12 protein-coding genes and 1 pseudogene are annotated in these 14,677 nt (G+C 44.4%); 7 read left to right on the top strand and 6 right to left on the bottom strand.

Going from position 1 to position 14,677, the window contains the following annotated elements; genetic code table 11:
* Nucleotides 1–52 precede the first annotated feature (52 nt).
* From GPLA_RS23860 to mrcB, 3 genes and pseudogenes are all read left to right on the top strand, one after another.
* A pseudogene (locus tag GPLA_RS23860) lies at nt 53–361 on the top strand (SDR family oxidoreductase).
* Between the two features lie 139 nt (nt 362–500).
* Nucleotides 501–962, top strand: coding sequence for a TetR/AcrR family transcriptional regulator (locus GPLA_RS03710; RefSeq protein ID WP_007103490.1), 462 nt, complete (start codon nt 501–503; stop codon nt 960–962).
* A gap of 94 nt (nt 963–1,056) precedes the next feature.
* A complete protein-coding gene (gene mrcB / locus GPLA_RS03715) occupies nt 1,057–3,381 on the top strand; it encodes a penicillin-binding protein 1B (protein ID WP_007103491.1) in 2,325 nt (774 codons plus the stop codon).
* A 17-nt stretch (nt 3,382–3,398) separates the two neighbouring features.
* Here the strand turns inward: mrcB and GPLA_RS03720 are convergent, their stop codons facing one another.
* A complete protein-coding gene (locus tag GPLA_RS03720; RefSeq protein WP_007103492.1) occupies nt 3,399–4,262 on the bottom strand; it encodes a hypothetical protein in 864 nt (287 codons plus the stop codon).
* A gap of 439 nt (nt 4,263–4,701) precedes the next feature.
* On the opposite strand from GPLA_RS03720, the gene glnK reads away from it, so the two are divergent.
* The 3 genes from glnK to GPLA_RS03735 all read left to right on the top strand — a co-directional run bounded on the left by glnK (nt 4,702) and on the right by GPLA_RS03735 (nt 7,609).
* Nucleotides 4,702–5,040, top strand: coding sequence for a P-II family nitrogen regulator (gene glnK, locus GPLA_RS03725; protein ID WP_007103493.1), 339 nt, complete (start codon nt 4,702–4,704; stop codon nt 5,038–5,040).
* A gap of 20 nt (nt 5,041–5,060) precedes the next feature.
* Nucleotides 5,061–6,335: an ammonium transporter gene (locus GPLA_RS03730; protein ID WP_007103494.1), complete on the top strand. Its 1,275-nt coding sequence runs from the start codon at nt 5,061–5,063 to the stop codon at nt 6,333–6,335.
* Nucleotides 6,336–6,688: 353 nt separating this feature from the next.
* Nucleotides 6,689–7,609, top strand: a complete 921-nt coding sequence (locus tag GPLA_RS03735) for a Dyp-type peroxidase (RefSeq protein WP_007103495.1) — start codon at nt 6,689–6,691, stop codon at nt 7,607–7,609.
* Between the two features lie 198 nt (nt 7,610–7,807).
* Here the strand turns inward: GPLA_RS03735 and GPLA_RS03740 are convergent, their stop codons facing one another.
* Genes GPLA_RS03740 through GPLA_RS03750 form a run of 3 tightly spaced genes read right to left on the bottom strand, consistent with a single transcriptional unit; the run spans nt 7,808 to nt 11,304 of the window.
* Nucleotides 7,808–8,902 carry an adenylate/guanylate cyclase domain-containing protein gene (locus GPLA_RS03740; protein ID WP_007103496.1) on the bottom strand — a complete coding sequence of 365 codons (1,095 nt, stop codon included), beginning with the start codon at nt 8,900–8,902 and terminating at the stop codon, nt 7,808–7,810.
* A gap of 44 nt (nt 8,903–8,946) precedes the next feature.
* The gene (gene hemL, locus GPLA_RS03745; RefSeq protein WP_007103497.1) at nt 8,947–10,242 is read right to left on the bottom strand and encodes a glutamate-1-semialdehyde 2,1-aminomutase; all 1,296 of its coding nucleotides are present in this window, start codon (nt 10,240–10,242) and stop codon (nt 8,947–8,949) included.
* A gap of 57 nt (nt 10,243–10,299) precedes the next feature.
* Nucleotides 10,300–11,304, bottom strand: coding sequence for an aspartate carbamoyltransferase (locus GPLA_RS03750; RefSeq protein WP_007103498.1), 1,005 nt, complete (start codon nt 11,302–11,304; stop codon nt 10,300–10,302).
* Nucleotides 11,305–11,459: 155 nt separating this feature from the next.
* Here GPLA_RS03750 and GPLA_RS03755 point away from each other — a divergent pair, with 155 nt between their 5' ends.
* On the top strand, nt 11,460–11,984 hold the full coding sequence (locus GPLA_RS03755; RefSeq protein WP_007103499.1) for a P-loop NTPase family protein: 525 nt from the start codon (nt 11,460–11,462) through the stop codon (nt 11,982–11,984).
* A gap of 29 nt (nt 11,985–12,013) precedes the next feature.
* On the opposite strand, the gene GPLA_RS03760 is transcribed toward GPLA_RS03755, so the two are convergent.
* Both GPLA_RS03760 and GPLA_RS03765 read right to left on the bottom strand, forming a co-directional pair.
* Nucleotides 12,014–12,730, bottom strand: a complete 717-nt coding sequence (locus tag GPLA_RS03760) for an SGNH/GDSL hydrolase family protein (protein WP_007103500.1) — start codon at nt 12,728–12,730, stop codon at nt 12,014–12,016.
* A 252-nt stretch (nt 12,731–12,982) separates the two neighbouring features.
* Nucleotides 12,983–14,044, bottom strand: a complete 1,062-nt coding sequence (locus GPLA_RS03765) for a M12 family metallopeptidase (RefSeq protein ID WP_007103501.1) — start codon at nt 14,042–14,044, stop codon at nt 12,983–12,985.
* Nucleotides 14,045–14,677: the final 633 nt, after the last annotated feature.

The following is a 14,677-nucleotide window of genomic DNA, read 5'->3' on the forward strand; positions in this document are numbered from 1 at the left end:
ATAACTCATGACTATCAGAACGATAAAGGATCAGGCTGGGGTTCGATAGGCTATTAAAAGATCAAGAGCCGCTTTGATTTCCTATGCAAGCCAACTTTCGCATAAATTAGGCAAGGATAATATTCGGGTTAATATTGTTTCTCCTGGGCCGATTTATCATCAAGATGGATTTTGGCAAAATGTTGAGAAGCAGTAACCTGTACTATTTAAACACGCTCAGGCGATTTCTGTTTTTAATCGACTGGGAACCTCGCAAGAGGTGCCAAATGCGGCTGTTTTTCTGGCCACCCCCGCAGCTTCAAATATTACCGGCGCTAACCTGAGAGTTGATGGGGGAGCAATAAAAACCGTTAACGTTTAATAAAATGTCAAAATTTAATGCGCTCTCCCATTGCAAGCGCTGGGCTTAGACTTACTTGTTATCTTGTACTTGCTTTTCTAACTGTCATACATATTAATGACTGATTATTTTATAAGACAAATGTTGAATTAGCCGCAATATGACCGAATTAAAAAAGATTCGCACGCGACTTTCACCAGAAGTGAGAAAAAACCTGCTTTTAGACCGCGCGGCAGCCGAAGGGGTTTCTGCCTTCAACATGGAGCGGCTAGGGAAAGAAGCTGGGGTGAGCAAATCATTTGTTTATGCCTACTATCCGAGCATGAAAGAGCTACTGCAAACGTTTGAGCAATTGGTCAGGTGCGTAACCACCATCTATTTAACCTATATGGAACAGAGGGGCCTTATGCTTGAAAGACTTGCTGCGGAGCCGAGTTTAGAAGACCATGGCGATCCAACCGAGTATAGTCGTGCAACAGCGGGACATTATTTGATAAAACATCAAGCTAACCGTCAAACCATTGAAGACATCACAGTAACCATGATTATTGGCAGCGTTGAAGCACTTAAACAGAAATATGAAACGGCACTTAAACCTCTGGTGCGAAAACCCATCATATAATTAATCCTATTTGCGCTCAGCTGTGCCTGCATTCGTAGGTAGGATATGTCACAATATGCCAAAGCATGCCCCCTTGCGAGACAGTAAAAAATAGATGCCAAAAAAGTCCCCAAAAACTAAGCCAACCCTAGCCAATAAATTAAACCCGTTACGCTGGATAGCGCGTAACTGGTGGCGTTTGCTTATTATTATCGCCGCTGTTATCGCGGCCTACTGCGTGTACTTAGATGCCCAGATCGTTAAACAGTTTAGTGGTAACAAATGGCAAGTTCCGGCGCAAATTTTTGCTCGCCCCATGCATTTACAGCTAAAGCAAGAAGTCACGATTAAAGAAATTGTTGAAGAACTTGAGCTGTTAGGCTATCGCAAAGTACGTCATGCTGACGAAACGGGCGAATATCAGCTTAAAGCAACCGGTCTGCGTATTCAGCGCCGTGCATTTCATTTCCCCCACGGTCAGGAATCTGAGTTGGCGGTGGATATCACCCTCGCAAATGGAAGAATTAATACATTACGTGATTTAGATACTAATGCGGCTCTTGACGAAATATACCTTGAACCTTGGTTAGTCACCCGTCTTATGAGTAGCGGTCGTGAGGACCGCATGTTGGTTAATCTTGATGCCGTTCCTGCGTCGTTAACCAAAGCGCTAGTGTTAGTGGAAGACAAAGACTTTTATCAGCATTACGGTATTGCGCCGTTATCTATCTTACGCGCATTAATTGCAAATGTATCTGCTGGACGCGCCGTTCAAGGTGGCAGTACCTTGACCCAGCAATTGGTCAAAAATTTGTTTTTAACCAATGAAAAATCCTTAGTACGCAAAGCCAAAGAAGCCTTAATGGCCCTGATTATTGATGCCCGTTACAGTAAAGATGAAATAATTGAAGCCTATCTAAACGAGGTATTTCTCGGTCAAAATGGCAATACTGGTGTACATGGTTTTGGCTTAGCAAGTTTATTTTATTTTGATCGACCATTAGCGGAATTGAATGTTGCGGAAATTGCTACTTTGGTAGGCATAATCAAAGGCCCATCTTATTATAATCCGCGCCGACACCCTGAACGTGTGACAGTGCGTCGTAACTTAGTGTTACGGATTTTGTTTGAAAACAATGAATTGCAGCGAAACGAGTATGAATATGCAATTAATCAACCCCTGAATTTAGCCTCGGGGGCAAGTTTAACGTCTGGCAAACACCCAGCTTTTATGGATTTAGTGCGCCGAGAACTAAAAACGGTATTAGCCGATCCGAACATGCGTGAATCTGGCTTGAAGGTATTTACGACTCTTGATTCCGTCGCCCAGCGCAAAGCTGAGAAAGCGGTTAAAGCCGGTGTTAACACCCAGCAAAAGCGTATGGATTTGACGGGGTTGCAGTCAGCCATGGTGATAACAGACATTAAAAGTGGTGAAGTGCGTTCTATCGTCGGCGATGCAAATCCCCAGTTTCAGGGGTTTAACCGTGCACTGGATGCCAAGCGGGCAATTGGTTCTTTAATCAAGCCCGCTATTTACTTAACAGCCCTGGAACGAGCAGCTCAATTCAACTTAGCCACACCGCTTAAAGACGAGCCTATTCAACTTAAAAGCACCTACGGAAAAATGTGGGAACCTAAAAATGCAGATAAAAAATTCCGAGGTCAGGTTCCTTTAGTTGAAGCACTTACTCAATCGTTAAATGTGCCCACCGTCACGTTAGGCATGGAAGTAGGATTGGATGATATTGCTTCTACTGTGAAGCGTCTCGGGGTTAATGAGTCCATAGACATTTATCCGGCAATGACACTAGGGGCGGTGAACTTTTCACCTATTCAAGTCAATCAAATGTATCAAACCATAGCCAACAATGGGCGTTATATTCCGCTGCATGCAGTGACTGCTGTGTTATCGCCCAAAGATAAACCATTATGGCGCTTTAATTTGCAAGGAGAGCAACGAGCAGACTTAAAAGCGGTATATTTACTCAATTATGCACTGCACAAAGTGACGCTTGAGGGAACAGCGAAGCAGATTAAAAAAGTCTTTGCTGATATTAATATGGCCGGTAAAACGGGTACCACAGATGATTATCGCGATAGCTGGTTCAGTGGTTTCGATAACAATATTTTAGTGACCACTTGGATGGGTAAAGACGACAACCAACCTATTAATTTAAGCGGTGCAAGTGGGGCGATGCAGTTATTTATTGGCTACCAAAGCTTGCAGCAACCTAAGTCGTTAGTCCGTCGTTATCCGAAGGGCTTGGGCATTGCCCATTTTGACGAAAAAAGTGGCGCGCTTAGTCGCCCAGGTTGCGCGCATACTATCAGTGTGCCAGCCATTTTAGATGCACTGCCGCCCATTCCCAAAACCTGTAATGGAGAAGTACGCGGACCGCTTAAAAAATCGCTTTGGGAACGACTATTCGGTAATTAAGCGTCTACTAAAGACGGTTAATTGCCTTTATTATCTTTCATAGCGGGCAGGTGGGCGGTTTTATTCAGCCTATCCTGAATAAATGACTCTGCGCCATTTGTCGTAGTGCACTTAATATTACCGCCCGTTAACCCTGCTAATATGGCAATGCCTTTGTTGGTATAGCTTGAGCAATCTGCGAGTACCTCGTTTTCTTTTTGTAGCTTCTCATCTTCAGTTAGCTTGCTTAGCTCTGGTTTGTCTAACAGGCTTGGGGACGTTTGCTCACGTCGGTATCGTGCCGCTTCCTCAGCTGCCAGTTCCGCAATAGAACGTTGTGATGAGCTATGCAATTGGTTTTTCACTTTATCAGCGACTGTGTGTGCTTGGTCATCCGCCATTTTAGGCCGTTCAGTATCCGCTGGTGAGGCAAGTGGATCCTGTTGAATAAAGTTAGCATCACTTTTTATCTCTGGCTGGGGGACAGCTGGTAATGTTTCTATTGTCGGTTCTGGCGCCTGTTTTGACGGTGCCTCCAAAGCTGGTTCTGGTGCTATAGGCTCGGGCTGCGAAGGGATAACAGTGACGGGGTCTGACTCAATAACGGGCTCTGCGGTCGGTGCGGGTTCTACCGTAATGCTCGGTTCAGGTTTCTCTGTCGTCGTTGGCTCGGGGCTAGGCGTGACTATGGTGCTGACAGGCGTATAGATCAAACGTGCAGTAATGGGTTTGATTTTTGCTGGTGTACCTTCTGTCGTTTCGAATTTTGTTATTTCATTTGGGCTACGAGCAACCAGTATTAACATCATCAGATGCAGCAGCAAAGATCCCAAAATTATCCATAATGTTGCCACTTTCGCTTTCGGTCTTGGCGGTAAATAGGGGGTGAAATCCGCTTTCATTGGGTAGTGATCTGTTATAAGCACGTGATTATTGACGGGTGAAGGCAGTGAAACAGAGTAGAGTAACAGATGCGCTGATAAGTTCAGCGGCTAGAATGTAAAGGTAGTGTAAAGATCTTTAATGCCTGTCATTCGTGACTCATAAAATAGTTCTCGTCCTGTTTTCCCTCTTATTGTATGCACGTTGGACGTTTTTAACGTGCTTACCCGGCGACTAATGTTAGTTGAAATCGGGTATAGCAATTTAACTAAGTACCCCCTGCTCCAATAAGGTGCAATTGCGCAAAATTGAACCAAATCTGTGCGAGCTATATCATTTTAAAATCCTTTTTTACTTGTAACCATTTGATTATAAAGATTTAAAATTTATGGCATAGCTCTTGTTCTATCAACTGCAATTGTAGCGTTAAAAATCATAATAATTACCGGGAGCAGCAATATGAAACTAGTCACAGCGATCATCAAGCCATTCAAGCTAGATGATGTGCGCGAAGCCATTTCTGAAATAGGAATCGACGGGTTAACCGTTACCGAAGTCAAAGGTTTTGGGCGTCAAAAAGGTCACACTGAATTATATCGCGGAGCGGAATATCAAGTGGATTTCTTACCTAAAGTAAAACTCGAGATCGCGGTTCAAGACGATCAGGTTGAGCGATTGGTTGAAGCCATAGTGGGAGCGGCTAAAACTGGCAAGATTGGTGACGGTAAAGTTTTTGTTTACGACCTTGAACACGCAGTTCGAATTCGTACCGGTGAAACCGACGGCGAAGCTATTTAGAGAGACAGAGGATAATAATAATGGAACAAGCATTTCACTTACAATACGCTTTGGATACGTTTTACTTCCTAGTGTGTGGCGCACTCGTTATGTGGATGGCCGCAGGCTTCTCCATGTTGGAAGCTGGGTTAGTACGTTCAAAAAATACCACTGAAATTTTAACCAAAAACATCGCACTTTTTGCGATTTCTTGTTTGATGTACTTAGTGTGCGGTTACGCCATTATGTATGGTGGTGATTACTTTTTAACGGGTATCGAAAATGTTGATGTTGCAGAAACATTAGGCGAATTTGCTGGCCGCGAAGATGGTTTCGAAGGTGGTTCAATTTATTCTGGCGCATCTGATTTCTTCTTTCAGGTAGTCTTCGTCGCAACGGCTATGTCAATCGTATCTGGTGCGGTGGCTGAACGTATGAAATTATGGGCTTTCTTGGCCTTCGCGGTAGTGATGACAGCGTTCATCTATCCAATGGAAGGCGGCTGGACGTGGGGTGGTAACTCGGTATTCGGTATGTATAGCCTTGCAGATGATTTTGGGTTCTCTGATTTCGCAGGTTCAGGTATTGTCCACATGGCCGGTGCATCAGCGGCATTAGCGGGCGTATTGTTACTTGGTGCACGTAAGGGTAAATACACCGCAGATGGAAAAGTTAACGCTATTCCAGGGGCAAACTTACCTATGGCAACCCTAGGTACATTCATCCTTTGGATGGGTTGGTTTGGGTTCAATGGTGGCTCTGTGTTAAAACTGGGTGATATAGGAAACGCTAACTCAGTGGCAATGGTATTTTTAAATACCAATGCAGCAGCAGCAGGTGGTGCGGTAGCAGCACTTGTACTGGCTAAAATCTTATTTAAGAAAGCGGATTTAACCATGGTTCTTAACGGCGCTCTTGCTGGACTAGTGGCTATTACAGCTGAACCATCAACACCGTCAGCCCTAGGTGCAACGATTATCGGTGCTATCGGTGGATTGATTGTCGTGTTTTCTATCATCAGCCTAGATAAATTGAAGATTGATGATCCAGTTGGTGCTATATCTGTTCACGGCGTGGTTGGATTCTTTGGTGTCATGGTCGTACCTGCAACGAATGATGGCGCAACTTACTTGGGTCAACTTGTTGGTGCAATGACCATCTTCGTTTGGGTATTCGGTGCGAGCTTAATCGTATGGGCAATACTGAAAGCGGTAATGGGTATCCGAGTGACTGAAGAAGAAGAGTTCGAAGGTGTGGATATTAGCGAGTGTGGTTTAGAAGCTTACCCAGACTTTACTAACGGCAACGGTCGTTAAGTCATAACCTAAAGAAGGTGGGGCAAAAAGAATAATAATCCCCACTTAACATCCTAAGCCATCAGGATGCGAATTTTTAACAAAATTCAAGCCTCGCGTAAGCGGGGCTTTTTTGTATGCAATATAGTTAAACACTCTATCTTTTGTTCTCTGAGTGGATATTTATCACGCGTACTTTTTCGACGTAGTTTCAGCAACTTGTCTTAAAATTCAGCCGATTATGCGCAGCGCATAAAATCGCGTATATTACTCGATAGCGCTAAGCCCCAAAGAGAGTATATTCATATTAAAGCTCGTTAGTAGCAACCCTGAGTGCAGCGCATGACTAAAACCACAATCAAACTAAGAATTTTATGCCGCAACCTCAAAAAGGAATATGTGCCGAAGCAAGTCTTCACGCCCTGTATTTACTGCTCAATGTGAATGATGATGATGATAGTTTGATGCGCATCAAAATCGCTCAAGTAATTGATTTATTTTCACATTATGATGAAGAGCACTACGAAGCTATGGTTTCAGGTTTAGTGGCCGTAGGCAGTAGTTATTGGCATGAAGTATATCCAGGCTTAATACCTGTTGAACTCGCGCCTTTCCCCGACATGCAATATGACGATCGCAGTGCGCCAGTGGCCCCTTGTGATTTATTTATTCAAGTGCGCGCGGATCGAGCAGATATTTGCCATGCACTGGCCATGGAAATTATGCGCTTGCTTGGGCCACACGTTGATTTACTTGAAGATATTCGAGGCTTTAGGTATCTAGACGGTCGTGATCTAACAGGCTTTGTCTATGGTGCGGATAACCCTAAAGGTATGCACAAGTTAGATACGGCCTTGGTGGGGGAGTTAGATCCTGACTTTGCTGGTGGAAGTTATGTTCATATTCAGCGTTATCGACATAATATTGCCAAATGGGAGCAACTTTCTACGTACCATCAAGAGTACATTATGGGTCGTAAAAAGTCTGACAACAGCCCATTAGATGATACGTTCAAATCGCCACGAAGCCATTTTGATTGCACCCAGGTGATAGACAATGAGGGTAAGCTGATGGCAATTTTACGCCAAAGTATGCCCTATGGTGATATGCATGTGCAGGGGCTTTTTTTCGTCAGTTGCGCCCGCAGCCCTAAGCCCTTTGAGACGATGTTGCGCAATATGATGATAAGTGATGAAAGTGGTGAATATGACCGCTTTTTGGATTATACCAGTGCCGAAACTGGTGCAGCATTTTTTGCCCCGTCCGTAACCTTTATTAAACAACGTGCAAACTAAGTCAGCAAGGTATGACGCATCTTGATTGTTGTCATAGTAACGTCATTTTACACTATGAATTTGTTACACTGACATCTTATTATTCTGACGCCTTTAGGCTTAAAGTATGTGTCTGGTAAACGCTTAGGGTAGTTTATACTGGCCTTTTTTTTGGTGGTTACATTCATTTTAGAGGTCACGCTGACGCGTCAATCAGCATTATAACTGTACTGTGCCATCCCAATTATGGGGGAGGGTCTGTACCGCCAAATTATGGCATTGCTGTATATGTAAGCGAGGTAAATAGTCGTTAGGGTTAAGCGCGGCAGCCTGCTCAAAATAGTCGATTGCCTGTGTCCAATTTTTTGCAAACCGTTGACTTAGGCCTTGTTTAATAAGCGCAGAATTAAGTTGTTTCTGTTGCTGGATTTCTTCCGGTAAGTGAGCGATAACTTCGTGAATCTCTATCGCAGTACTTCGTCCTTTTACTTTTATCCAGTCGAGTAAACGAGCGCTAAAACGCTCTGGTTGGGCGGCTTCTTGTAAGGTTTGAGCACTGACAACAATATCGCACTGATAAATCGGTGCTAATGCCTCTAAGCGGTATGCGATATTAACACTGTCACCAATGACGGTGGTGTCCATACGATCGTCTGACCCAACTGTACCCAATACGACAGGTCCAAAATGAATGCCCACCCCAATGTTTACTGCTGAATAACCACTGTTGTGTCTATGTTGATTGTAAATAATTAATGCATGGCGTAAATCTAACGCCGCACACAATGCATCGCTGGCTTTTTCGCGATTGCCACCGCCGGGATGATCAAACAATGCCATGATGGCATCGCCGATGAATTTATCAATAAAACCGCCGTTGAGGTGGATCGGATCGTTCATACGCAGGAAGTAAGAATTTAGGAAGCGCATTAATTCTTGAGGGCTCATTTGTTCAGACAAGCCGGTAAAGCCGCGAATATCACAAAATAAGATGGCGACGTCATCTTCTACGGCATGACCGAGTTCCAGTACGCTTGAACCATGTTTGGCAAAATGATCGACGAACTGCTTAGGTACAAATTTTTGAAAGGTGTGACGTAAACGTAATGCTTCGTCCGCTTTTTGCTCAAAGCGTTCAGTGGGTACTTCGGCAATGTTTTTTTGGCTGATTGAGCGTGGCTTAGGCGTTATTTCTAGAGGAAACTGGCGAAGACCGCGATTTAATTTTCGCAATAACAACGCGATAATAAACAAGCATATTCCACAAAACGCTAACAAAACAAGGGGTAAGGGTTGCATGACGGATTCAAACATAAAACTTACATTGTTTCGCTAACGAGTGGATAGATGTGTCTACATTAACCGAACTTCTTCGCTACGTCAGCCAGAACCTTTTCCGCAATATCTAAAGTACGCTGTATAACTTGAGGGCTATGTTGGGCTGAGACAAAACCTGCTTCATATGAAGCAGGTGCTAAATAAACGCCATTCTCTAACATGCCATGATAAAAAGCATTGAATTGCTCGGTGTTACAACCGATTGCCTGTTGATAGTTTGTCACACGCTCTACATCGGTAAAAAACAAACCAAACATACTGCCAACATAGTTGATAGTCATAGGTATACCATGTCGGGTCGCTATGGCTTTAAAGCCTTCTGCTAAGGTTTTTGTGGCTGCGCTGAGTTCTTCATATAAACCAGGGCGTTTAACTTGGTTTAGCGCAGCTAAGCCAGCGGCCATAGCGACTGGGTTACCTGACAATGTACCCGCTTGGTAAACCGGCCCAGATGGTGCGATCTGTTGCATGATTTCTCGCTTACCACCAAATGCTCCCACGGGCATACCGCCGCCAATGACTTTACCCAAACAGGTTAGATCCGGCACAATATTGTATTTTGCTTGCGCACCGCCTAGGGCAACTCTAAACCCCGTCATTACTTCATCAAAAATGAGCAGGGCACCGTATTTATCACAAACGTCGCGTAAACCTTGTAAGAAGCCATCAACCGGTGGTATGCAATTCATATTGCCCGCGACAGGCTCAACTATGATGCAAGCGATATCATCTGGGTACTGTTCAAATGCTTGGATCACAGAATCAATATTGTTGTATTCCATGGTTAAGGTATGTTTGGCAAAATCAGCTGGAATACCTGGTGAGCTAGGTACACCAAACGTTAGAGCACCTGAACCTGCTTTAACCAGTAATGCGTCGGCATGGCCATGGTAACAGCCCTCAAATTTGAGGATCTTGTCGCGGTTAGTATAGCCTCTGGCTAGGCGTATAGCGCTCATTGTGGCTTCGGTGCCCGAGTTGACCATGCGCAGCATTTCCATAGACGGTACCAACTCGTTAACCAAATCGGCAATGGTAATTTCAGCTTCTGTGGGCGCGCCGAAACTTAAACCATTGTGCGCTGCATCGATAACAGCCTGGCGAATGGCTGGATTGTTATGGCCCAATACCATAGGCCCCCAGGATTGCACGTAATCAATATATTCTTTGCCATCAGCATCATACAAGTAGGGGCCGTCAGCCTTAGTAATAAAAGGAGGAGTGCCGCCTACGGCTTTAAACGCCCGCACGGGGGAATTCACGCCACCAGGAATATGTTTTTGGGCGCGGGCGAATAACTGTTGTGATTTTTGCATATATGTCGTGCTCTCTTGTTTAATCGTTAATTTGCTGAAAGGTGCATGCTAGCGTCACTAGTGGCCGCTATACCAATGCACTTCTTTGTCGAATTTACTGATAATACTTTCTACCCCAAGGGTCAATGCGAATAACGCCATTCGAACTAACACCCCATTATCGGTTTGGCGGAAAATAGCCAAGTTTGGGTTCATGTTTAAATCATTATCTAACTCGTTTGCCTCGACACGTGAATCTCGCGGCAGTGGATGCATGATCACCGTTTTGGACTGAAAATGCTTGGTGTAAATTTGCTGATTCAAACGAAATTTACCTCGGTACAAGTTGGCTTCTTCTTGTGAACCAAAACGTTCTTCTTGAACGCGAGTCTGATAACAAATGTCTGCGTCGAAGTTGCCCTCTAACGTTTCACTGATGGTGTAACTATGACCCGCATTCTCGATGCTGCTCAATATGGCATCTGGCATGGCCAGTTCCTTGGGTGAAATGAGGGTGAAGCGTACATTTTTAAACAGGCATAACAGCTTAGATAGAGAGTGTACGGTTCGTCCGTATTTCAGGTCACCGATCATGGCAATGTGCAACCCATCGATATTACCACCGTGATACTGCAACTCTTTTTGAATGGTATATAAATCAAGTAATGCTTGGGTTGGGTGCTCATTGGCACCATCGCCGCCGTTAATGACGGGTACACGGCTGCCCAGGGCAAACTCTGCCACTGAGCCTGAATCGGGATGGCGCATAGTAATAATGTCTGAATAGCCACTGAGAACCCGGGCGGTGTCATATAAAGATTCGCCCTTAGCCAGCGCTGAGTTGCTCATGCCTGTGGTTTCACGCACCTCACCGCCGAGTAGATTAAATGCGGTCCCGAAACTGACCCGAGTACGAGTACTGGGCTCAAAAAATAAGTTTCCCAAAATGGCACCGTCTAGCACTGTGGTGCGCTTTTGGCGTTTTGCATAGGGCGCCATCTGATTGGCTACATGGAATACGTGTTCAATCGAATCTCGATCGAACTGATTAACGGAAAGAATATGACTACCTTCGAATTTCATTAGCCCTGAGCCTATGTTGAGAAAACCGCCGGCGATTTTATCAAACTTATGGGTTGTAGGGCGAAATCTATTGTAATGAATCGTCGATTTGTCACTAACGAATGCTAAATTAAGAAGAAATCGCCGTTTACCCTAAACTATGCCAAGGAAGATAAATGAAAACACAGAATGATTCGCCTATGTGCATCGTTATTTTCGGCAACTCAGGGGCGGGTAAGTCAACCTTCGCCCAGCGGATTGTCAAACGACACAATATTGCTCATTTAGATTTAGATACCTTGGCTTGGTTACCCACAGAGATCCCTGAGCGAGCGCCTATTGCTGACTCAATGCACAGTGTGAACGCCTTTATTAATACTCAAAAAAACTGGGTCATAGAAGGTTGTTACGGAGATCTATTGGAAAATATATTGAGTCGAGCTAGCCAACTCATCTTTATGGACCTACCTGTTGCGGTTTGTATCAGTAATGCGCACAACCGCCCTTGGGAGCCGCATAAGTATTCATCCGAAGAAGAGCAACATGCAAATTTGCCCATGCTGCTAGACTGGATAACCCAATATAAATCCCGGGATGATACTTTTTCTTTTCATACCCATAATGCCTTGTTTGAGGCTCATCAGGGGGCTAAAGCACGTATTTGTGAAAACCAATATGATTTAGCGCTGTTAAAAATTTGAACCGCGCTTAGCTGATTCTATATATGTATTCACATATCTATACTTAACTGTTCGTGTATTATTTCAGCGAGATACTCACCCCATAATTGATAGGCCGGTGCGCCCGGGTGAAATCCGTCGGTTGCAACAAATCGAGGATCCAGTGGATAAGGTACGTTGATGAACGAGCAGTTAGCAGTTTGCCGGCAAAATTGCTCAGCCAATTTATTAAGTTGTTTTGCTCTGGTGCCTAACCACCATCTTAGCGGATGGGGCAGTGCGGGGAATAAATGCATGGGCGGTAAACTGGAGAAAAGGATCCGTTTCACCGCAAACTTTTCCTGTAAGGCAGTGGTGATCATATTTAGGTTGTTTATCCATGTTTGCGTTGAGGTGAGTCCGGTGACATCGTTGACACCAATAGAAATGACTACGGTATCATAGCTCTCATGGGATCCTGAGCGGCTAATTTTATCGAGTAGTTGGCCGGACGTATCACCCGTTTGAGCCATGAGCTTCCACGACACCTGATAGTGTGGACTTAATGTACTGAGCATAATACCTGTTAACGCTTGATCCTGGTGTTCAACCCCAACGCCCGCTGCCGCGGAGTCACCTATAATCAATAATGATGCTGGTACGCCGTTGCCCATCATGCCATGACGCAGCCCTTCAGGCTCAGGAAGTTTGACGGTCACGCGCTTGACGTACTTACCTTGCACAATAAATATTGGGCTCAGTAGAAGGGTTGCAACTTGATAAAGCATAGGACGTCCGAATAGGATTAGTTCGCCATCCTATAAAGCATGCTCGTCAGGAGCAAGTATTTTGCATCTAAGCGGTTCAGCTGAGTAACATGAATGTTGATAAATGCGGTGATTGAAGGATTTATTGTAATGCACAACGACTGGTAGTTAGCGTGATTAATACTAAAACCCCAGGCAAACAATTTATTGCCACCGTGTTGCAAACTTAATATGCGTAGTGAGGCCAGATTTAATTCTGTCTGGCCTGTATTTTTACCACAGCATCAATCCTCCTACACCGGATGCGCCGGTACTGTATAATCGTAAACGTAAATAATAGCGTCGCCCGTTAATTAAGCGCAGAGCAATTTTAGAGTTGTAATCTGTACCACTATCATCATCACCGGCTAAAAATATTGACTCGCCATTATCATCTTCAAAAAGCACGATAACGGTGTCCATGCTGCCGAATGTCTGTATGTTGTAGGTGCGACTCTGTTCCGGTCTAATTGTAAAGTCTAATTGCTCTCCGGGTTGTATATTCAGCAAATGGGACAAAAAGGGTTTTAATTCCGGCCATTGAATTTGGTTATTGGCTGGATAAAACTTACGTGCTTCTTGCTTGTCCATATCAGACAAGCCTGGAGCTGGGATCAAGGGCCGGTTTTCATATCCCGAGGGTTGCAATATCAAACCAGCTTGAAACTGGTAATGCATGATAGAGTCTTTGTCCCAACTAGAACCTGCCACATCTTCGGGGGATATTTTACGGATAATATTATGGTAGGTTTGCTCTGCATCCCAAAAATTCGGTGAGCCGGCGAAATTGGCGTACACCGCAGCTTCATTCCAGACGATCCCCGCTTTGTGGTTTTGATGTTCATGGGGAAAGCCCATTGCATGCCCTATTTCATGTAAAGCGGTATCTCGTCCATACGACGAGGTTAAATCCCAGCCAAAATTCATGGTTTGCTGCTCGTGATTAGGTACTAAATCGATGCAATCTCGCCCCACATATGACCAAGAACTACCAGGTGCAAAACCGATTCTAAATTCAGCATCGACCGCTTGGTTAACTTCGACAAACTCTAAACCCAGGCTGAGGTTTTTCCATTCTTCAAATGCATCTCTGACCGCTTGTAATTGTGCTGGAGGGCCGGCTAAATCGCTTCGGTCTTGCATGAAATAATAGTGCAATACCGTGTGGTTGACCCATTTTTTCTCTATGTAACGAACTAAGGATTCACGGTTACGGTCGATATTTGGTGCTAACTTTCGTGGCTCTACCAGCGGTAGATCACAATATCGGGATACATCGTGCTCACATGTTTTCATTTTCAAATCCTTCTGGAAGGGAAACTCAGTCCTCTAGGCTGATTGTCATCATTGATTCAACAGCAGTAGCAAAATTTCGGACAATATTGTTTCAGAACATAATATGGCGAGTACTTCGAAACAGCGCAGGCGCCCCGGTGGAACACTTCAACAACAATGCAAGAGTATATAATTAACCTAGCTCAATGATGCTAAACTTTCAATTTACTCAGGGTCGTGACAATCGTTTTATATCAACTCGGTCTAACCCGCCTTGTTTGTTTAACTTTTTTGTCGAGCTCTTTGTCGCTCTTTTTGTTGCACAGGACGTGACTCATCAATTGTAGCCTGCTGGGCCGATACATTTACTTTACGCTTATCAACGCATTTCAGCAGCTAACAGTGAATAAACAGAAATGGTTATCCTCCCAATTATTTACCAGACTAGTGTTAAGAGTGATGTTGAACAGGCATTTAACACACATGAGATCCTTTGTGGGGAACCGGGCGATCCCATAAACTGGCTTCACATTAACGTTTGTGGTGTACCGAGTAAATGAGGAAGACGCCACCGAAGCACTTGAGAAATAGCCATCTGATTTCGAGATGAGTCACTGTGCCTTGTGCCAATTACCGCAAAATTTATCTAACTAA

Source organism: Paraglaciecola polaris LMG 21857, assembly GCF_000315055.1.
Classification (GTDB): Bacteria; Pseudomonadota; Gammaproteobacteria; order Enterobacterales; family Alteromonadaceae; genus Paraglaciecola; species Paraglaciecola polaris.